20 protein-coding genes are annotated in these 17,920 nt (G+C 70.8%); 4 read left to right on the forward strand and 16 right to left on the reverse strand.

Features of this window, described 5'->3' with window-relative positions:
- Positions 1-59 precede the first annotated feature (59 nt).
- The 4 genes from ACVN9Z_RS26965 (at position 60) to ACVN9Z_RS26980 (ending at position 1,659) form a co-directional block, all read left to right on the forward strand.
- The gene (locus ACVN9Z_RS26965) at positions 60-356 is read left to right on the forward strand and encodes a hypothetical protein (protein WP_045953268.1); all 297 of its coding nucleotides are present in this window, start codon (positions 60-62) and stop codon (positions 354-356) included.
- Between the two features lie 223 nt (positions 357-579).
- A complete protein-coding gene (locus ACVN9Z_RS26970) occupies positions 580-1,128 on the forward strand; it encodes a DUF4142 domain-containing protein (protein ID WP_395500729.1) in 549 nt (182 codons plus the stop codon).
- A 37-nt stretch (positions 1,129-1,165) separates the two neighbouring features.
- Positions 1,166-1,396 carry a hypothetical protein gene (locus tag ACVN9Z_RS26975; RefSeq protein WP_006384560.1) on the forward strand — a complete coding sequence of 77 codons (231 nt, stop codon included), beginning with the start codon at positions 1,166-1,168 and terminating at the stop codon, positions 1,394-1,396.
- Positions 1,393-1,659 carry a hypothetical protein gene (locus ACVN9Z_RS26980; RefSeq protein WP_024069713.1) on the forward strand — a complete coding sequence of 89 codons (267 nt, stop codon included), beginning with the start codon at positions 1,393-1,395 and terminating at the stop codon, positions 1,657-1,659. The genes ACVN9Z_RS26975 and ACVN9Z_RS26980 overlap by 4 nt, the downstream gene beginning before the upstream one ends.
- Positions 1,660-1,744: 85 nt before the next feature.
- On the opposite strand, the gene ACVN9Z_RS26985 is transcribed toward ACVN9Z_RS26980, so the two are convergent.
- The 16 genes from ACVN9Z_RS26985 to ACVN9Z_RS27060 form a co-directional block, all read right to left on the reverse strand.
- Positions 1,745-2,122, reverse strand: coding sequence for a hypothetical protein (locus tag ACVN9Z_RS26985; RefSeq protein WP_395500728.1), 378 nt, complete (start codon positions 2,120-2,122; stop codon positions 1,745-1,747).
- A gap of 79 nt (positions 2,123-2,201) precedes the next feature.
- Complete coding sequence (locus ACVN9Z_RS26990) at positions 2,202-2,381, reverse strand: hypothetical protein (RefSeq protein ID WP_020928704.1); 180 nt, start codon at positions 2,379-2,381, stop codon at positions 2,202-2,204.
- Positions 2,382-2,501: 120 nt separating this feature from the next.
- Positions 2,502-3,515: a UDP-glucuronic acid decarboxylase family protein gene (locus ACVN9Z_RS26995; RefSeq protein WP_054445678.1), complete on the reverse strand. Its 1,014-nt coding sequence runs from the start codon at positions 3,513-3,515 to the stop codon at positions 2,502-2,504.
- Between the two features lie 2 nt (positions 3,516-3,517).
- Positions 3,518-4,486: a glycosyltransferase gene (locus ACVN9Z_RS27000; protein WP_390624453.1), complete on the reverse strand. Its 969-nt coding sequence runs from the start codon at positions 4,484-4,486 to the stop codon at positions 3,518-3,520.
- Entirely contained in the window at positions 4,483-5,544 is a 1,062-nt protein-coding gene (locus ACVN9Z_RS27005; protein WP_458212849.1) for a glycosyltransferase family 9 protein, read from the reverse strand. Before ACVN9Z_RS27005 ends, ACVN9Z_RS27000 begins: the two co-directional genes overlap by 4 nt.
- The gene (locus tag ACVN9Z_RS27010; RefSeq protein WP_020928708.1) at positions 5,541-6,527 is read right to left on the reverse strand and encodes a glycosyltransferase family 2 protein; all 987 of its coding nucleotides are present in this window, start codon (positions 6,525-6,527) and stop codon (positions 5,541-5,543) included. The genes ACVN9Z_RS27005 and ACVN9Z_RS27010 overlap by 4 nt, the downstream gene beginning before the upstream one ends.
- Positions 6,524-8,263: a carbamoyltransferase family protein gene (locus tag ACVN9Z_RS27015; RefSeq protein ID WP_047991348.1), complete on the reverse strand. Its 1,740-nt coding sequence runs from the start codon at positions 8,261-8,263 to the stop codon at positions 6,524-6,526. The genes ACVN9Z_RS27010 and ACVN9Z_RS27015 overlap by 4 nt, the downstream gene beginning before the upstream one ends.
- Positions 8,251-9,363 carry a glycosyltransferase family 9 protein gene (locus ACVN9Z_RS27020; protein WP_035199726.1) on the reverse strand — a complete coding sequence of 371 codons (1,113 nt, stop codon included), beginning with the start codon at positions 9,361-9,363 and terminating at the stop codon, positions 8,251-8,253. Before ACVN9Z_RS27020 ends, ACVN9Z_RS27015 begins: the two co-directional genes overlap by 13 nt.
- The gene (locus tag ACVN9Z_RS27025) at positions 9,360-9,977 is read right to left on the reverse strand and encodes a D-glycero-alpha-D-manno-heptose-1,7-bisphosphate 7-phosphatase (RefSeq protein ID WP_150100795.1); all 618 of its coding nucleotides are present in this window, start codon (positions 9,975-9,977) and stop codon (positions 9,360-9,362) included. Before ACVN9Z_RS27025 ends, ACVN9Z_RS27020 begins: the two co-directional genes overlap by 4 nt.
- On the reverse strand, positions 9,968-10,696 hold the full coding sequence (locus ACVN9Z_RS27030) for an SDR family oxidoreductase (RefSeq protein WP_054505819.1): 729 nt from the start codon (positions 10,694-10,696) through the stop codon (positions 9,968-9,970). The genes ACVN9Z_RS27025 and ACVN9Z_RS27030 overlap by 10 nt, the downstream gene beginning before the upstream one ends.
- Before the next feature lie 15 nt (positions 10,697-10,711).
- The gene (locus ACVN9Z_RS27035; protein WP_458212850.1) at positions 10,712-11,983 is read right to left on the reverse strand and encodes a glycosyltransferase family 4 protein; all 1,272 of its coding nucleotides are present in this window, start codon (positions 11,981-11,983) and stop codon (positions 10,712-10,714) included.
- The gene (locus ACVN9Z_RS27040) at positions 11,980-12,648 is read right to left on the reverse strand and encodes a BON domain-containing protein (protein WP_020928714.1); all 669 of its coding nucleotides are present in this window, start codon (positions 12,646-12,648) and stop codon (positions 11,980-11,982) included. The genes ACVN9Z_RS27035 and ACVN9Z_RS27040 overlap by 4 nt, the downstream gene beginning before the upstream one ends.
- Positions 12,649-12,864: 216 nt before the next feature.
- Positions 12,865-15,579, reverse strand: coding sequence for an ATP-binding cassette domain-containing protein (locus tag ACVN9Z_RS27045; RefSeq protein WP_026382857.1), 2,715 nt, complete (start codon positions 15,577-15,579; stop codon positions 12,865-12,867).
- A gap of 130 nt (positions 15,580-15,709) precedes the next feature.
- Positions 15,710-16,189, reverse strand: coding sequence for a hypothetical protein (locus ACVN9Z_RS27050; protein ID WP_026382858.1), 480 nt, complete (start codon positions 16,187-16,189; stop codon positions 15,710-15,712).
- A 28-nt stretch (positions 16,190-16,217) separates the two neighbouring features.
- A complete protein-coding gene (locus ACVN9Z_RS27055; protein ID WP_269877397.1) occupies positions 16,218-17,105 on the reverse strand; it encodes a glycosyltransferase family 2 protein in 888 nt (295 codons plus the stop codon).
- The gene (locus ACVN9Z_RS27060; RefSeq protein ID WP_458212851.1) at positions 17,102-17,812 is read right to left on the reverse strand and encodes a PIG-L family deacetylase; all 711 of its coding nucleotides are present in this window, start codon (positions 17,810-17,812) and stop codon (positions 17,102-17,104) included. Before ACVN9Z_RS27060 ends, ACVN9Z_RS27055 begins: the two co-directional genes overlap by 4 nt.
- Between the last annotated feature and the right edge of the window lie 108 nt (positions 17,813-17,920).

Genomic DNA, 17,920 nt, shown 5'->3' on the forward strand with positions numbered 1-17,920 from the left:
TCCCGGGAACGCCAGATGCTGTGCCGGCAAGCCCGAGGCTATCCCGCAAGGAGTCAGTCATGTCCGTCCCCTCCCGTATTCCCGACCCCGTTGGCTCGCCCCCCGCCGGCCCCAGCGACTCGTCGGATTCTCCCAGCGACCTGCCGGCGTCGTCCCCTCAAAGCGACAGCGACAGCGACGCCCAAGGCACTGGCGACCGGCCTACCGCCGACCCCTTGACGCCGGAGGATGGCGGCAGCGATATCGCCCCCGACGGCGTGGTCGACGAAACCGGCGCCGGCGTGTCGCATGCGCCGCCGGACGCGGCGCGCAACGGCGGCCGTCCCGGCCCGGCGCCCGGCGACGACGCGGCCTGAGGCGGGCCCTTGAGCCATGCGCCGTCAAGCGATGCCGGGGCATGGCGTCGCGGCGGTAAAAAATACCGCTGCCCCGTTGTGGTCCGCGTTGTGGTCCGCATTGTGGTCCGGCCCCCGCCGCCGGGAACGCGGCTTGCTGCTGCCCAAGGCGGCCCGATCGGCTGGCCGTCATCGATGCTCGCCACTCCTTTCACGATGCCCTATCCAACTCCAGGAGAATTCCATGACCCTCCGCACCCTGACCACGGTTTCGCTGTTCGCGCTGTTCACTCTCGGCGGCCCGCAAGCCGGCATGGCGCAGCAGGCCGTCCCATCCGCGCCGGCCCCGACCAAGCTGGACAGCGGCGATCGCGACTTTATGGAAAACGCCGCCCAGGCCGGCCACTTGGAAGTCGAGGGCAGCAAGCTGGCCCTGGAAAAGGCGCGCAGCGGCGAGGTGAAGACCTTCGCGCAGAAGATGATCGATGACCATGGCAAGGCCGGGCAGCAACTGGCCGCGCTGGCCAAGAGCAAGGGATACGAGGTGCCGACCGAGCCTTCGCTGGTGCAGAAGGCACGCCTGCAGGCGCTGGGCCTGCGCGACGAGGGCTTCGACAAGGCCTATGCCGACGAAATCGGCGTGGGCGCGCATGAAGATGCCGTCGAGCTGTTCGAAAAGGCGTCGAACGACGTCAAGGACCCCGACGTCAAGCAGTTCGCCATCCAGACGCTGCCCACCCTGCAACAGCACTTGCAGATGGCCAAGACCTTGAAACAGGCCACCGACAAGTAATGACCGCGACGGGTATGGCTGCCCGGGGGATCGTGCCATGGACCGTGATGAGTTGCTGGCGCGCATGTTGGCGACCTCCGTTTCCGACCGGCCCCTGGCCGATTGGCCGGAGGTCCTGTCCGACTACGCGCAAAGCCTGGCGGCACTGAAGGAAAAGCTGTCGCCACGGGAAATCGAGGCCCTGGTCCGCGCCGGCGCCGACTTCTACAGAACGCTGGCGCGGGCCGAACAGTACCGGCAGGCGTCGGTATGGAGCAGCCCGCCATGAGCCACCCCAAGACGGCTTCGTCTTCGGTGCTGATCGGCAACGCGGTGGTGTCGCTGACGCCGCCGCGGGCGAGTTCAGGCGCCGCCCGGGTTGCCGCGGCCAATGCCGACCAGGCGCCCGCCGCCGCACCACTGCCCCTTGCCGTCGACCCGCCCCGGCGCCGCGCCCGACTGTCCTTGAGCCTGCGGCTGGCGCTGATGCTGTGGGCGCTGGGCGCGGCCCTGCTGGCCACGCTGACCCTGCTGTCGCGCCTGCCGGCCTGAACCGTGCTGGCGGCGCCGCGACCTGGCGCGGCCAGCCTCGCGGCATGCGCGCCAGGGCCGGCATTCGTCCGCCCCCGGCCGCCGCCTACCGCCCGAATTCGTTGCTCTTGCTGCCTCCCGAGCCCGCCCTGCCGCCGGGCAGCCGGCCGTCAGGCGCCGGGTTGGCCGTGGACCCCTTGACCGTGCCCTGCCCCGGCGTGGGCTGGGTGGCGCCATCGGCCGGCGCGCCCTTCGGTATGGTGGGCGGCGGCGCGGACGGGTCGCCCTTGGACGGCCCGGGCGCGGCGTTGGGCGGCATGGGCGCGGGCGCCGGGGCGGGTTTGCCGGATTCCTGCGTCCCCTGTCCCGCGCCGCCGCTGGCCGGCTCGGCGGCGACGCGGGTCGCGACCGGCAGGCCGACCGCCATGCCCAAGGCCAGCGCCAGCGCCTGCAGGCGCTGGCCACGATACGAATGATGTCTCATGATTTTCTCCTGGCCGCGCGCGGCAGGCTGGCGCGAGGGCGGCACGCAAGGCGATGCCGCGCGCCGATCCCGCCGCGATTCAGGGCTTGCTGCGCGCGCCGGCGCCGCGATTGCGCTGGCTTTGCTGATCCTGGCCGGTGCCGATCTGCGAGGTATGGCCCGCCTTCTTCGAACGGTTCTGGGTATCCCTGTGGCTGGCCTGGCTCTCGCGCGGGGTATCGTCCAGGGAAGAATGGGTGTGGCTGTCTTTGGCTTTCATGGTGTGCCTCGTCTTTGCGGAGTGTGTCCGCCCCGGGGGAGGAATCCATCCGGGGGGTCTCCCATCGGCAGCAAACGCCATGCCCGGCGGGCGTCATGGCGCGGCTGGCCGGCGCCAGCCTCAGGCCACGCCCGCCGCCGCGTCCGCGGCTGTTCGCAGCAACCCCGCGGCCCCCCGGACGGCGCCGGCCTCGCTGGAAAAATACGCCACCGTGCGCGCCATGCCTTCGACCGGCGCGATGCGCGGCGTCCACCCGAGCCGCTCCCGCGCCAGCGAGATATCCGGGCAGCGGTGCGTCGGGTCGTCGACCGGCAGGTCGCGATGCACCAGCGGCACGTTGGCGCCCGTCAGGGTGCGGACCATGTCCGCCATTTCCAGCATCGTCAGCTCCGCGGGATTGCCCAGGTTCACCGGCCGCACGTCCGGCGGCACGCTTTCCATCAGGCGCACCAGGCCGTCGATCAAGTCGTCCACGTAGCAGAACGAACGGGTCTGCGTGCCATCGCCATAGATGGTCAGCGGCTTGCCGGCCAGCGCCTGGACGATGAAGTTCGACACGACGCGGCCGTCGTCGGGCGACATGTGCGGTCCATAGGTATTGAAGATGCGCGCGATGCGCACGTCCACGCCTTCATGCGCGGCGTACTCCATGAAGATGGTCTCGGCGCAACGCTTGCCCTCGTCGTAGCAGGAGCGCGGCCCCACCGGGTTCACGTGGCCCCAATAACCTTCGCGCTGCGGATGCTCCAGCGGATCGCCATAGACTTCGCTGGTGGACGCCTGCAGCACGCGCGCGCCGCAGCGCCGCGCCAGCTCCAGCAATTGCATGGCGCCCAGCACGCAGGTGCGCAACGTCTTCAAGGGATCGGCCTGATAGTGCACCGGCGAAGCGGGGCATGCCAGGTTGTAGATGCGGTCGACCTGCACATCGGCGAGCGGCTCGACGATGTCGTGGCGCACCACGGCAAAGCGCGGATGGGCCGCCAGCATCGCCACATTGCGCGACCGCCCGGTCTGGAAGTTGTCGACGCACATCACCTCCCAGCCGTCGGCAAGCAGGCGCGCGCACAGGTTGGAGCCCAGGAATCCCGCGCCGCCCGCCACCAGGGCGCGCCCCTTGGGCAAATTCATCATGTTCATGCCGCCTCCATAAGCGAGTCGAATGCGTTCAGCCAGTCGGCCACGAAGCGTTCCATGCCGAAGCGGCGCAGGGCGGTTTCACGCCCCGCCGCCCCCCACGCCCGGGCCAGTTCGGGTTCGGCCAGCAGTTGCCGCGCCACCTGCGCCAGGCGTTCGATGCGCGTGTCCACGTAGCCGTTCACCCCGTTGCTGATGACGGTGGGCAATTCGGTGGCGCCGAAGCCCACCACCGGCACGCCGCAGAGCATGGCCTCCACCAGCGACAGCCCGAGGCTGGCGTAGCGGATCGGGCTGAAGAAATAGCGGTAGCGCGCCAGGCAGGCCGCCACTTCCATATTGGGCACTTCTCCCAACCCGCCGAGGGCCTGCGAGTCCATGCCGATCAGGTCCAGCGGGGTCTGGGCGCGCATGCGCTCGAACAGGTCCAGGCCGATGCGACGGCCGCGGCGCGCCAGGTGGTTGACCACCACGATGCCGCGCGCCACGCTGCCGTCATAGGCCACTCGGGGCGGCGGCACGCCATGTTCGATGACCCGCACCGGCATGTCGCCGTTGTCCCACATGTGCGCGTTGAACGGCGTCACGTGGACCAGCAGGCCGCGCGGGTGGTGAAACGGATGGCGGGTGTCGGTGGGATGCGGTTCCGGCGGATTGTGCTCCAGGTAGGCGCTGGGCAGCGCGCGCTGCGCGTCGTCCAGCAGCAAGCGGGCATCCTCCAGGTTCTGGCGCGACTGGTACAGAACGCAGTCCAGGCGCTGGTCGCGCAGCGCGGCCGCCGGCACCTGGACGAGGTTGTCCCCCCAGGGGATGCGGCTGCCCAGCGCGCCGTATCCGGCCGGATTGCCCGGCAGCACCGGTATCACGAAGTCGTGCGGCACCTGTCCCAGGGCATAGAGATAGTTGCCGTGGACGTGCCAGGTCAGGATGCGCAGGCGCCGGCCGCGCGGCATGCGGGACTGGGTCATGGCAGCCCCCGCGCCAATTGCTCCTGCGCCCGCGCCAGCACGTCGGCCACCGTGACCCGCAGCGCGCAGGGGTGGCCGATCGGGCAGCTTTCGTACGCGCACGGCCGGCACGGCACGGGCGCGGCCAGCACCACGTGGCGCCGGCTGTCGCGCGGCGCCCAGCGGCGCGCATCGCTGCCGCAGGCGACGACCACGCTGCGCGCGCCCATGGCCGCGGCCAGGTGCGAGACGCCGGTGTCATTGCATACCAGCAGGCGGCTGGCGCTCAACAGCGCCGCCAGGCTGCCCAGCGTGGTGGCGCCGCACAGGTCGGGCAGCGCCAGGCCCGCGCGCTGGCGCAACTCGCGCGTCAATGCCCGCTCGGCGTCCGAGCCAGTCAAGGCGACCTGCCAACCCGCGCCGCGCAAGGCGCGCGCCACCTCGGCATAGCGCGCCAGCGGCCAGCGCCGCGAACGCAGCCGCGCGCCCGGGTGCATCAGCACCAGGCGCGCCGGATCGAGCCCGTGGCGGCGCAACAAGGCCCGCGCGGCGGCGGCATCTTCGTCGCCGCACGGGAATTCCAGGCGGTCGTCGGTGGCGGGCAGGCCCAGAAAGCGCAGCAGCGCCAGATAGCGCTGCGGCTCGGGCAGGTCGTCGGGCCAGCACAGGCGCCGCCCCTCGATCTGCGCGCCGGCGTCGGCCACGAATCCGCCCCAGCGGGCCGCGCCCAGCCGGCTCACGATCCGGTTCGAATGGACGCCGCTACCGTGCATCTGCAAAGCCACGTCGGGCCGGGCCGCCCGCACCCGGCGAAAGAAGGCCGGCAATTCATCCGGCCGGCAGGGCTGCTCGGGGAACTCCGCAATGCCAGGGAATTCGATCAACTCGTCGACGTAGGCGTGGAAGCGGGCCACGAATTCGCGCGCGCCGGCCAGCCCGATCAACGAAATCCTGGCCTGCGGAAAGGCCTGGCGCAGGGCGCGCAGCGCCGGCACGGCGCACAACATGTCGCCCAGCTGCAGCGCCCGGAATACGGCGATCCGGTTCGCGGGGGGCGTGGCGAGCAGCGCGGCCGTCATGGCCTGGCCCTGGCGAATCGCAACAGGCCGATGGCGCGCCAGCCGATCGACAACAGCGGAATGCAGGCGGACGTGATTGCCAGGTCGGCGACGTCGCGCACGGTCTGGCGGGTGCCGCGCAGGCGCCGCCAAAAAAAGAGGGCAGTGAGCCCCAGCCACACCGCCAGCGCGGCCATGGCGCCGGCGCGCCATCCCAGCGCCGCCAGGGCGAGCGCGCACACCAGGGACGCGGTGACCGCCAAGTAGAAGCGCGGCGCCCGCGCGCGGATGCGGCTGCGATACAGCAGCGGGTACTTCCTGCGCAGCAGCATGTCGAACATCACCTTTTTCTGCATGCCCAGCCCGGCCGCGAAACCTGCCGGCCGCAGCGGGTGCGTCACCCGCGCGTGGCGCGCGCGCCGCACCGCCATGCCATGGTCGAGCAGGGCAAAATGCAGGTCGGAATCCTCGCGCCACGCCATGGTGTAGCGCGGGTCGAAGCCGCCCACCGCCACCAGCGCCGAACGTTTCACGAAGCAGTTGGCCGTGATGAACTCGGCCCGGGTCAGGCCGGCCGCGTCCCGCTCATAATCGTTGGGCGGATCCGGCAGCGGCATGTCGGTCTCCCCGGTCACCGCGGCGACATCCGCGTCCAGCGCGCGCACGCCGTGGCGCAGCCAATCCGGGTGGGCGATGGTGTCGTCATCCGTGAACGCGATGATTTCGGCCTTGGCGCCGCGCCAGCCGAGATTGCGAGCGCCGGCCGGCCCCCGGGTGCCGGACACCGGCAGGTACCGCAAGGCCGGCATGCCGCCCCATTCGCGCCGCAGCCCTTCCACCTGGCGCCGGGTGGCGGCACTGGCGGCGTCGTCGCACACCAGCACCTCGTAGGCGTCGCGCGGAAAATCCTGGCGGGACAAGGCGGCCAGGCAGCGCGCCAGCAGCGCCGGCCGCTTGTAGGTCGGCACCACCACCGAAACGGAAGGCGTCGCGGGCGCGTTCATCGCGGCTTCTCCACCAGATAGGAACCGATGACCAGCGCGTCCAGCGGCGACGTCCAGAAGCACTCCACCGCATCGCGCGGCGTGCATACCACCGGCTCGCCGCGGGTGTTGAACGAGGTATTGACCAGCACCGGCACGCCGGTCAGGCGCTCGAAGGCGGCCAGCAGGTCGTAGTAGCGCGAGTTCTGGTCGCGCCGCACGGTCTGCACGCGCGCGGTGCCGTCGATATGGCGCACCGCGGGAATGCGGCTGGCCCGGTGCGGCAGCACGTCGTAGACGAACAGCATGAAGGGCGCGCAGATGGCGTCCGCGCCGCGGCCGTCGAACCATTGCGTGGCGCGCTCCTCCATGACGACCGGCGCCACCGGCCGGAAGTCCTCGCGGTCCTTCAGCCCGTTCAGGCGCGCCTGCATGGCGCTGTCCAGTGGCGAGGCCAGGATGGAACGGGCCCCCAGCGCGCGCGGCCCGAACTCCATGCGCCCCTGGAACCAGCCGATGATCTTTTCCTGCGCCAGCAGCGCGGCGGTCTCGCCGGCCACGTCGTCGAGCCGACGGAAATCCAGCTTGGCGCCGTACAGGAAGCGCTCGATCTCCTCGTCGCCATAGGAAGGCCCCAGATACGCGTGCTCCATGGCCCATGCGCGCTTGCCGCCGCGCCGGTGATAGTCCACGTACAGCGCCGCGCCCAGCGAGGTGCCGGCATCGCCCGCGGCCGGCTGCACCCAGACGCTATCGAACGGACCATCGCGCGCGATGCGGGCGTTCATCACGCAGTTCAGCGCCACGCCGCCCGCCATGCTGAGATTGCGCGCGCCGGTTCTCTCGTGCAGCCACTGCGCCATGTGCAGCGCCGTTTCCTCCAGCACGTACTGCAGCGAACTGGCGATATGCTTGTGCCTGTCCTCGAACGGCGCGCCGCGCTGGCGCGGCGGACCGAAGCGTTCGGCCAGCCGCGCCGGCTGCACCGAATAGCCGCCCTCTTCCTCCAGCCGCAGGATCTCGCGGAACTCCTTGCGGAATTCGGGCTTGCCGAACGAGGCCAGCGCCATCACCTTGTACTCGTCGGAAGAATGCAGGAACCCCAGGTAGCGGGTGACTTCCTCGTACAGCAGCCCCAGGGAATGCGGCAGGTCGATCTGCTTGAGCCGGGCGTACTCTCCATCGGAGAAATGGCCATAGCTGGTGGTGGTGCGTTCACCGCGCCCGTCCATGGTGAGCACGGCCGAATCCGCACAGGGCGCCGCCAGGAACGCGCTGGCCTCGTGGCACAGGTGGTGATCCAGGAACACCCAGCGCTCCATGATGTGATCCAGCGTCAGGGCGTCGAAACGCGGCGACTTGAGGTGGTGCGGCACGCCGTCCAGCAGCTGGCGCGGCGCGTTCACCAGGTACGACAGGAACAGCGGGTCCCAGGGCGACTCGCCCGCCGCGCCGAGGGCGGCGCGCGAAGGCTCCAGCGGCAGCGTGATGTCGCCGGCCAGCGGCCGGCTGCCTGCCAGCAGCGCCGGGTCATACGAGTAGACGATGTGGTCGACATCGCGCAGGCGGATGTCGCCCGCCGACAGGCAGTAATCGATCGCATGGTAGGGCAGCTGCCAGGTGGTGAACGGCACCGGCCGCTTGCCATGCTTGACGCGCGTGAAGCGCTCCTCCTCGGCCGCCGCGACCACGGCGCCGTCGCGCACCAGGGTGGCCGAACAATCATGATAGGCTGCGTTGATTCCTAGGGTAAACATGGCATCTCCTTCCTGGCGGCGCGGGCATCGGCCCGCCCGCCGCCAAGCAATTCCCGCGCCGCGGCCGCGACGCGCTCGGGATCGACACCGGCCAGGCAAGCGTGATGGCCCTGCGGGCACACGCTGCGATAGCAGTATCGGCAGGGAACGTCCTGGTTCAGCACGCGCGCGGCGGTCATCCAGGGGGTGTGCTGGGGATTGGTCAGTGCGTACAGATCCACCACCGGCCGCCCGAGCGCGGCGGCGATGTGCGCCGGCCCGCTGTTGTTGCAGATGAGAACGTCGGCCGCCTCCAGCACCGCGCCCAGCTCGCCCAGGCTGAGTTCGCCCGACAGGTCGATCAGGCCCGGCAGCAGCGGCCGCGCGGCGGCCAGGGCCGGCGCCAGCGCCGGGTCCTCATGGCCGCCCAGCAGCAGGATGCGGCGACCGTCGCCGCGCAGTGCGGTCAGCGCCCGCACCATCAGTTCCGCCGGATAGCGCCGCGAAGGGGCGGTGGCGCCGGCATGCGCGCAAATCCAGCCGCCCGTCTCGGTCACGCCCTGGCGGTGCAGCTTCCAGGCCAGCGACACCCGGTCCTGCTGCCGCACCTGGAACGACAGGCCGGCATGGTCGGCGCGCGCCCCCACTTCGGCCACCAAGTCCAGTTGCCGTTGCACCTCGTGGCGGATGCCGTCGGCGGGCTCCGTCTCGCGCACCCAGTCGGTGATGAGGCGGTAGGGATTCTCCCGGCAGTAAGCCAACACGCGCGGAATGCCGGCCAGGTGGCACAGCAGTGCCGCGGGCAGCGCGCTCTGGCTGTAGGCGGTGAACACCACCGCCGCGTCCGGCCGCAAGGCGCGCAGCCGCCCGATGGCGTCCACGTCATCGGCGTTTCCCCGCGACTCATTCTTGATCCACGCGGCGTCGTAGGCCAGGACGGTGTCCAGCTCCGGCACGAACGGCGCCAGCCGCGCCCCGGAGGTCGAAGTCAGCAAGGACAGGCGGGTGGCGCCGGACTGGCGCAACGCCCGCAACGCGGGCGTGCACATCAGCACGTCGCCCATGTTGTCCAGGCGCACGCCGAGCACATGGGCGCAATCCTGCCACCGCGGCGCCATCATCCGCCTCCCGCCTGCCCGGACGGCGCCAGCGCTTGCGTCTTGTCTGCGCGCCCGCTCGCCGCCAGCACCCGGCGCGCCGCGGCATCCAGGTCGGGCGCGCGCGCATCCGGAATCCGCAGCGGCCCCTCGCGCCATTCGGTCTCGTTGCCCACGTCCAGCAACAGGCTGCGGCAGCCGGCGCGGTGGCCGGCCTCGACGTCGTCGAGGATGTCGCCGATGAACCAGGACGCGGACAGGTCCAGGCCAAGCTCCGCGGCGGCCTGCAACAGCAGGCCCGGCCTGGGCTTGCGGCAAGCGCACTCGACGGCGTAGCCGGCGACGCGGCCCTGCGGATGGTGCGGGCAACAGTAGAAACCATCCAGGCGCGCCCCGGCGGCGCGGAACATTGCCGCCAGCCGGGTCCGCACCGCCTCCAGCGCCGCCAGCGGGAACAGGCCCCGCGCCACCCCGGATTGATTGCTGATGACCACCAGCGCCACGCCGGCGGCGCCCAGGCGGTTCAGGCCGGCATGGGCCATGGGCGCATACGCCATCCGCCCCGGGTCGACATTGAACGGGACGTCGACCAGCACGGTGCCGTCCTTGTCGAGGAACACCGCCGGCCTCAAGGCCATGACGTTTCCCGCATGGGCAGCACCATGATCTCGGGCACCACCGTCTCGGCCGGTTGCGTCAGCACGAAGCGCACGGCGCGGGCGACATTGGCCGGGTCCTGCAGCGTATCCACGTCGATGTCGGGAAAGCGGTCCAGCAGAAACGGGGTGCGCATGCCGCCGGCGATCACCGCGCTCACTTTCAGGCCTTCAGCCCGCAGTTCGGCATGCAGGGCATGTGATAGCCCCATCAGGCCCCACTTGCTGGCATGGTAGGCGCTGGCATTGGGCCAGGCGCGCCGCGCCGCCGTCGAGGCCACGTTGACGATGTGGCCGCCCGGGCTGAGAAGGTCCTTGGCCAGCTTGGCCATGAGGAAGGGGCCGGTCAGATTGGTGCGCAGCACGCGCTCCCAGACATCGGCGTCGAGCTTGCCGATGGGCGCGGTGACGTCGATGCCGGCACTGTTGACAACGGCATCGAGCCGGCCAAAGCGGCGCACCACGGCATCCAGCCCGTCCTGCACATCACGCGCCACGCCCACATCCATGACGCAGCCCATGACGTCCCCGCCTTCTGCCTGGAGCCGCTCGGCCAGCTGCCGTGCGCGGCGCTCGTCGATATCGGCCACCGCCACGCGCGCGCCCTCGCCCGCCAGCATGCTGCAAAGCGCCTGTCCCAGGCCGCTGCCGCCGCCGGTCACCAGCACCACCCGCCCTTTCAAACTATCGGATTCCTGCATCTTTCGCTCCTGATCTCAAGCCGCCATGCGCGGCGCGTGCCGATCCGGCCGGGCCGCCTGCGCCGCCATCTGCCGATACACCGCCAGCAAGTCCAGCCCGACGCGCTTCCAGGTGTAGAGTCGGCGCGCCCGCAGGCGTCCGGCCTCGCCCATGCGGGCGCGCAGGGCGGGATCGGCGGCCAGTTGGGCCAGCCGCTCGGCCAGGCTGTCCGGGTCGCGCGGCGGCACCAGGAAGCCGGTCTTGCCATGCACCACCGTGCTGCGGATGCCGCCGGTATCCGAACCCACCACCGGCCGGCCGCAGGCCATGGCCTCGACCGGCGTGATGCCGAAGGGCTCGTACCACGGCGTGGTCACGAACACATCGCAGGCGCCGTAGTAGGTCGCCAGGTCATCCCGATGACGGCGGCCGGTGAACTCCACCCACGGCGCCACGCCCTCGTCCTGCGCAATCTGGCGCAGCCGCGCGATCTCGGGCGTGGCGGTGGCATCGGCGTCGTCCGAATTTCCGCCCACCACGCACAGCCTGGCGTTGATGCCGTGGCGATGGCGCAGGCGCCCGAGCGCGCGGATCACGTTGTCCACGCCCTTGCGCGGCACCATGCGGCCCAGCTGCAGCAGGGTGAAATCCTGATGGTCCCAGCCCAGCGCCTGCCGCGCCCGCGTCATGGGCCGGGGCGCCATCTCGGCGGCGTCGTAGCCGCAGGGCACGATGTCGATCCGGCGCGGGTCGGCGTCGTACAACGCCATCAGGTCGCGCCGGTCCTGCGGGCACTCGGCGATGATGCGGTCGGCGCGGCGCACGATCTCGGTTTCGATATCGAAGCGGCTGTCCGGGAACAGGTCGGCCTCCTGCTGGTGCTGGCGACGCACCTTGCCGAGCGCGTGGAACGTCACGGCCAGCGGGATGCCGTAGCGCTGCGCGAGCGGCAGCGCGGCCCAGGCCGACATGAAGAAATTGGCGTGGATGACGTCATAGGCCTTGTCCTGCCTGGCGGCATGGCGCAGCAGGTAGCGCGAGAAATCATCCATGTAGGGCAGCATCTGCTCCTTGGGCAGATAGACTTCCGGCCCGGCCGGCACGTGCACCACCTTGACCCCGGGCATCCAGGCGTGTTCCGGTTCCAGTTCCCGATTGTCCTTGCGGGTGAAGACGTCGACCTGCAGGCCGGCGCGCGCCAGTTCGCGCGCCACGTGCGCGACGTAGACGTTCTGTCCGCCACTGTCGACGCCGCCGGCAACCGCCAGCGGCGAAGCGTGTTCACTGATGATGGCGATCTTTTTCATTGTTCCGCTCCGGTTCGGACGGGCGCCCCGGCGATGCGGATGCGGTTGTCCACGTCCTGCACGCCAGCGCAACTGTCGGTGCAGTCTTCGATGCGATGCTTGGTGCGGCGGTCCGGCACGGTGCCGGTCAGGGTGACGCAGCCATCGGCCACGTCCACCGACACGTCGCTCACGTCCAGGCCGCTGTGCGCCAGGTATTCGCACACAATCTCGCGCACGCGCTCGTCCGACCGCACATAGCCCTTGGGGTCGGTGCGTCCGGCCTGGCGCTCGCGCCATGAGGTCATGCCGCCCAGCGGTTCGCCGCGTTCGGCGGTGGCGAACGACATCATCTCGGCATCGTCGCGCCACGGCGGCCGGTTGCCGTAGAAGCCGCCGTCCTCGCTGCCGTACGAGTCGGGGCCTGACGGCGCGGCGCGGCGGGACGGCTCGCGGCCGTACACCTGCTGGCGCTGATAGGAAGGATCCTCATTGCTGAAGCCGCCGTAGCTGCTCTGGCCCGGATCCGCGCTGCGGCTGCGCACGCCGGCATGCGTGCCGCGGGCGCCGGGCGCGGCACGGGTGCCCTGGCCCTGGTAGCCATAGGACGGGGCCGGGTCCCGCCATGGCTCGCGGTCGGGATCGTCCTGGTATTGGCGAGGCGGCTGTCCGGGTCGACGATTCATGTCGGCTCTCCTGTTGCGATTCGAGAAAAACCGCGGGTACGGGTCCCGCGTGGATGCACCGATATCGCAAGTGCTGTGCCGAACCGCGATGCCGGGCGCGGCGAGTGGGGACGACATGATGAGCTGCGGCGAACGCCATACCGGCGCGGCGTCCGTGGCGCCGGGCGGACGCGATCCGGTACTTCTTACTATGCCGTGTAAGAAGTGCCGGGCCGCTCAGGCCGCGGAAGCGCCGCGGGCGGGCGACGGCGGCAACAAGGTCCCGACGGTGGCCAGCAGCTCGTTGGGATCGACCGGCTTGGCCAGGTGGACCTGGAATCCCGCCAGCAGGCTGCGCAACCGGTAATCGGGACTGGCGTGGCCGGACAGCGCGATGGCGGGCAGGCGATGCGCCAGCGCCGCGCCGCGCTCGGCTTCGAGCGCGCGAATGCGGTCGATCACTTCATAGCCATCGATATCGCCGAGCGACAGGTCGCAGATCAGCACCTGTGGCCAGCGCGCCGCCGGCAGGGCTTCGAGCGCGGCCAGCACCTGCTGGCCGTCGGCGTACTGCGCGACGCGCGCGCCCTGCTCGCGCAGGATCTCGGCGACCATCTCGCGCGCTTCGGGCTGGTCGTCGACAAGCACCACCGCCACGCCGTGCAGATCGGGCAGGTTCATGTCGGTGCGCAACGCGGCCGGCTCCACCGCGCGCACCGGGAAATCCACCGAATACGCCTGGCCGCCGTCGTTCGCGGGCGCGCCGTGGAACGCGCCGCCCTGGCGTTGCGCCTGCGCCGCCAACTGCGCCGGATCGATCGCCACCGCCGCCCGCAGCGCGTCGGTTGGATTCAGGTGAAAGTCAGCATCGGACAGCGCCGGGTCGCGGCCCGGTTCGCCGCGCCCGTCCGTCACCGTCAAGCGGGTCAGCGGCCCTTCGCGGTGCAGGCGGATGCCCACGCGCCCGCCCGGCGGCGTGACCGCGATGGCGTGCAGGCACAGGCTCCACACCAGTTGCTGCAGCTCGCTGGGATCGCCGGTGATGCGCGCGGCCTCGCCGCCGATCTGCGTGTACAGGTTGACGCCTTTTTCCTGCGCGGCCTCGCGCGAGGCGTCCAACACGCCGGCGACCACGGCGACCAGATTGACCGGCTGCCGCGTCGAACGCCCCTGCGCTTCCTCCAGGGCCGATTGCTGGCGCTGCAAGGCCCACATCTGCGCGTACATGCCCTGCCTGGCCAACAGCTCCTCGTGCCTGCCCTGCTCGACGATGCGGCCGTGATCCAGCACCAGGATGTTGTGCGCGTGCACGATGGTCGACAGGCGGTGCGCGATGATCAGCGTGGTGCGGCCCGTGGAGATGCGCTGCAGTTCCGCCTGGATCGCGCGCTCGGTGCGCGTATCCAGCGCCGAGGTGGCTTCGTCAAATACCATGATCGCCGGATTCTTCAGGATGGCCCGCGCGATGGCGATGCGCTGGCGTTCGCCGCCCGACAGCTTGACGCCGCGTTCGCCCACCGGCGTGTCGTAGCCGGCCGGCAGGCTTTCGATGAATTCGTGCACGCGCGCGCCCCGCGCCGCCTGGACCACCTGGTCGGACGTGGCGCCGGGCTTGCTGTAGGCAATGTTGTAGGCGATCGTTTCGTTGAACAACAACGTATCCTGCGGCACGATTCCCAACGCGCGGCGGATGCTGCGCACATTGACCGCGCGCAGGTCCTGGCCGTTGATCGACACGCGGCCGCTGTCCACGTCATAGAAGCGGAACAACAGGCGCGCCAGGGTCGACTTGCCCGAGCCGCTGCCCCCCACCACCGCCAGCGTGGTGCCGGCGGGCACCGAGAAATCGATGTTCCACAGGATCTGCCGGCCCGGCTCGTAGCCGAAGCCGACGTTTTCGAAACGAATGTCCCCGCCCCCGGGTTCCAGGGACGGCAAGGCCGGATCATCGCCGGTCTCGACCGGCTGGCGCAGCAGGTCGCAGACGCGCTCCGCATTGACGAACGCCTCCTTGGCCTGGCGAAAGACCAGGCCGAGCGTGTTCAAGGGCAGGCAGATCTGGATGATGTAGGCATTGACCAGCACCAGGTCGCCGACCGTCATCTGGCCGCCCACCACCTGTTGGCCGGCCAGCACCATCACCGCCGCCACGCCGCAGGCGATGATGCCGCTCTGCCCTACGTGCAGCCGCGACAGCGAGCGCTGGTTGCGCACGCCCACCTGGGCCCAGTCGCCCAGCACGCCGCCCAAGCGCTCGGCCTCCAGCCCTTCATTGGCATTGAGCTTGACCGCCTCGTAATTCAGCAGGCTGTCGACCATGCGGCCGCTGGCCTTGGAGTCCAGTTCGTTCAGACGCCGCTGATAGGCCATGCGCTTGCGCACCAGCACGCGGGTGTAGGCGGAATAGGCCGTGAAGGTGACCAGCACGATGAGCGCGAACCAGGCGCTGTAGCCCATCACTAGGATCAGCACCACCGACACGATCTCCACCAAGGTCGGCAACAGCGTGAACAGGCCGGTTCCCAGCAGGAAACCAACACCGGTGGTGCCGCGCTCGACGTCCCGCGCCAGCGCGCCGGTCTGGCGCGCGCCATGAAAGCGCGACCCCAGCCTTTGCAGCCGGGAAAAGACCGACACGGTGAAATCGGCGACCGTCCGCTGCACGACCTGGGAGAACACCACGTCGCGCAGTTCCGTGAATACGCTGCCGCCAAAGCGCACCAGGGCATACCCCAGCAGCAGGAATACCGGCAGCGTCAGCAGGCCGGGCGCGCTCAAGGTGTCGACGATGTGCTTGAGCAGCACGGGCACCAGCACCATCAGCAGCTTGGCGGCGACCAGCAGCGCCAGCGCGGCGGCCGTGCGTCCCCGGTACTTCCACAGGGCTTGCAGAATCGTGCGCGTCACCGCGTTGCGCGCTTCGCGGGCGTTTTTCGTGTCGGATCCGTTCATGGCCAGGCCTCCTCGCCGGTGAGCGGGCGTGGCCAGCAACCCGCGTTCCGCGCCGGCGGCGCCCGGCCTGCGCGCGCCGACCTGGCCCGTCCGCGTGCCGCCCAGGACGGGCGGCGCGCGGCCCAGGATGTCAGCCGCGCAGGGCGGCTTCCCGCCGTCCGCGCACGACGGCCTTGAACAGATGCGCCACCGCGGCCGCGAAGGCCTCGTCGAACCAGGGATTGGCGCCGCTCACCGCCACCACGATGCCGTCGATGCAGACGCTGCCCCATACCGTGGAATCCTTGGCCTGCAGCAGGTGCGGGCGCGCCACGATGACCTCGTGGCTGGACAGGCCGGTGCGCCAGCTCAGGCGCGCCTTGCCGCGGGCGAACGCGCCATAGTCGGCATCCCAGCGCTGTGGATCGCCCACGCTTTCCTCGTACAGGATGGCGCTGGGAAAATCGCATTCGCCCGGCCTGGCCAGCGGATTCATGACGACCACGTGCAGAAAGCCGCTTTCGCCGACGCGGGTGTCGGCGCGCGCGGCCTCCAGCATGGGCAGGGCCAGCCGCACGGCCTGGGCGGCCGCATCGCGTTCCCAATAAGCGGCCAGGGGCAGGGATTTCATGGTGTTCTCCTTGTCGATGAATGGACCTTCAATGACGGGCGTCGTCGCGCCAGACGCGCCGCAACGCGTGGCACAGCTCGGGCGGCACCGGGCGGCGATGACGCCGGACCCAGCGCCATTGCGCCAGCGCGTCGGCGCAGGCGCGGGCGCGGGACCGCCAGCCGGGCAAGGCGCGCAGCACCGCCCAGCTGCGGGCCAGCGCCAGGCCGATGGGCAGGCGCAGCCATGCCGTCCACAGGGCGTTGCGCGCCAGCAGGCGGCGCCGTTGCGGCACATCGCGCTGCGCGGACGGCCAATGGTGGGTCTGCACGGCCGGCGCGTAGGCAATGCGCCCACCCTCGGCACGGATGTCCAGCGCCAGCAGCGCTTCCTCGCCGCCGATGAAGAAACGCGGCCAGTAGCCGCCCGCGCGCCGGAAGGCGTCGACCCGCATGACGCAGGCGCCAGCCATGAAGCCGACCAGCTCCGGCCCGACGCCGGCCAGCGGCGGCAAGGGACTGCGCGCCATTGCCGCGCAGGCCGGATCCAGCCGCGCCTCGGGACCAACCCGCACCTGCGCATTGAGCACCGCGAGCGATTCATGCCGGTCGAGGATATCGGCCGCGCGCGCCAGCGCCTCCGGCGCCCACCAGGTGTCGTCGTCGCAGAACGCGACATAGGGCGTGGTCACGCGCGCTACGCCCAGGTTGCGGCCGGCCGCCCCCAGGTTGGCGCCGGCCCGCAGCACCTGCGCCTGGGGAAACTCGCGCTCGATGGCATCGGCGCTGCCATCCTCGCTGCCGTTGTCCACCACGATGATGGCGTAACGGCGTGGCAACGAGACCAGCCGCTCCAGCGTGCGGCGAAGCTCCTCGCGCCGGTTGCGGGTCAGCACCACGATGGCGATGCGCGGGTCCGGGAGCGCCACGGCGGTCATCCGTCCACCAGGTGCCAGTAGCGTTCCTCGCGGCCCAGGTCGGCCGGCGCGCGTTGCAGGCCCTTGAGCTGTGAGGCGTACGCCGCCACCGCCCGGGGCTTGGCGCGCGTATCCAGCGCGAGGTCGGCCGGCGCGGCGATCACGCCCCGGCCATGCAGCCGCGCGAAACGCGCCTGGACGATGCCGGGCAGGCAACGGTACGGCACGTCCTCGTAGGCCAGCCAGGCCGGCCCGCGCCAGGCATCGCGCACCATCAACCCCGCATCGCTGACGCGGACGTGGTCGGCATGCAGCAGGCCAAGCGGAATCGCCACCGCGTCCGGCCGCAGTTCGGCCAACGTGCGCATCAACGCCTCGGTCAGCGCCGGCAGGCAGGCGTCGGCGCACGCGGCGTACTGGCTGTCGAGAAATCCCAGGGCCAGGCCGCGGCCGCGCACCAGGGCCATGGCCCTGGCATCTTCCCGCCGCCGTTCCCGCATCGCCTCGTCCGCGCTGCCGAAGCCGCAACGGCGGTCCCAATCCGTCAGCACATGCGCGGCGTCCGGCATGCCGGTGTAGACAGTCACCACCGTGCTGCCCGGCCGCGCGCCCAGCAGCGCGCCGCAGCTGAGCACGGCGTCGTCCAGGTGGGGCGAAACGACCACGATGCGGGGCATCGATGGCAGGATCTCGCGCGCGGCGGCGGCGGGGAAATGTGAAGCCGGCATGTTCAAGCCATTCCTGTCGATCTGACTGAGCGCCACAGCAACTCCCGTGCCTCGCCCCGGTGCCGGCGGCGGCACGGCATTTGCTGCCCGCCGGCATTCACGCATGAA

It is taken from the genome of Achromobacter sp. KK8 (assembly GCF_054188005.1).

What these genes read in the sequence shown, in the direction of transcription:
- ACVN9Z_RS27060 (WP_458212851.1), bottom strand. Translation starts at nt 17,812, where the DNA reads ATGCCGGCTTCACATTTCCCCGCCGCCGCCGCGCGCGAGATCCTGCCA.
- ACVN9Z_RS27030 (WP_054505819.1), bottom strand. Translation starts at nt 10,696, where the DNA reads ATGCAGGAATCCGATAGTTTGAAAGGGCGGGTGGTGCTGGTGACCGGC.
- ACVN9Z_RS26985 (WP_395500728.1), bottom strand. Translation starts at nt 2,122, where the DNA reads ATGAGACATCATTCGTATCGTGGCCAGCGCCTGCAGGCGCTGGCGCTG.
- ACVN9Z_RS26965 (WP_045953268.1), top strand. Translation starts at nt 60, where the DNA reads ATGTCCGTCCCCTCCCGTATTCCCGACCCCGTTGGCTCGCCCCCCGCC.
- ACVN9Z_RS26990 (WP_020928704.1), bottom strand. Translation starts at nt 2,381, where the DNA reads ATGAAAGCCAAAGACAGCCACACCCATTCTTCCCTGGACGATACCCCG.
- ACVN9Z_RS26995 (WP_054445678.1), bottom strand. Translation starts at nt 3,515, where the DNA reads ATGATGAATTTGCCCAAGGGGCGCGCCCTGGTGGCGGGCGGCGCGGGA.
- ACVN9Z_RS26970 (WP_395500729.1), top strand. Translation starts at nt 580, where the DNA reads ATGACCCTCCGCACCCTGACCACGGTTTCGCTGTTCGCGCTGTTCACT.
- ACVN9Z_RS27005 (WP_458212849.1), bottom strand. Translation starts at nt 5,544, where the DNA reads ATGACGGCCGCGCTGCTCGCCACGCCCCCCGCGAACCGGATCGCCGTA.
- ACVN9Z_RS27045 (WP_026382857.1), bottom strand. Translation starts at nt 15,579, where the DNA reads ATGAACGGATCCGACACGAAAAACGCCCGCGAAGCGCGCAACGCGGTG.
- ACVN9Z_RS27035 (WP_458212850.1), bottom strand. Translation starts at nt 11,983, where the DNA reads ATGAAAAAGATCGCCATCATCAGTGAACACGCTTCGCCGCTGGCGGTT.
- ACVN9Z_RS27050 (WP_026382858.1), bottom strand. Translation starts at nt 16,189, where the DNA reads ATGAAATCCCTGCCCCTGGCCGCTTATTGGGAACGCGATGCGGCCGCC.
- ACVN9Z_RS27020 (WP_035199726.1), bottom strand. Translation starts at nt 9,363, where the DNA reads ATGATGGCGCCGCGGTGGCAGGATTGCGCCCATGTGCTCGGCGTGCGC.
- ACVN9Z_RS27040 (WP_020928714.1), bottom strand. Translation starts at nt 12,648, where the DNA reads ATGAATCGTCGACCCGGACAGCCGCCTCGCCAATACCAGGACGATCCC.
- ACVN9Z_RS27000 (WP_390624453.1), bottom strand. Translation starts at nt 4,486, where the DNA reads ATGACCCAGTCCCGCATGCCGCGCGGCCGGCGCCTGCGCATCCTGACC.
- ACVN9Z_RS26975 (WP_006384560.1), top strand. Translation starts at nt 1,166, where the DNA reads ATGGACCGTGATGAGTTGCTGGCGCGCATGTTGGCGACCTCCGTTTCC.
- ACVN9Z_RS27010 (WP_020928708.1), bottom strand. Translation starts at nt 6,527, where the DNA reads ATGAACGCGCCCGCGACGCCTTCCGTTTCGGTGGTGGTGCCGACCTAC.
- ACVN9Z_RS27025 (WP_150100795.1), bottom strand. Translation starts at nt 9,977, where the DNA reads ATGGCCTTGAGGCCGGCGGTGTTCCTCGACAAGGACGGCACCGTGCTG.
- ACVN9Z_RS27015 (WP_047991348.1), bottom strand. Translation starts at nt 8,263, where the DNA reads ATGTTTACCCTAGGAATCAACGCAGCCTATCATGATTGTTCGGCCACC.
- ACVN9Z_RS27055 (WP_269877397.1), bottom strand. Translation starts at nt 17,105, where the DNA reads ATGACCGCCGTGGCGCTCCCGGACCCGCGCATCGCCATCGTGGTGCTG.
- ACVN9Z_RS26980 (WP_024069713.1), top strand. Translation starts at nt 1,393, where the DNA reads ATGAGCCACCCCAAGACGGCTTCGTCTTCGGTGCTGATCGGCAACGCG.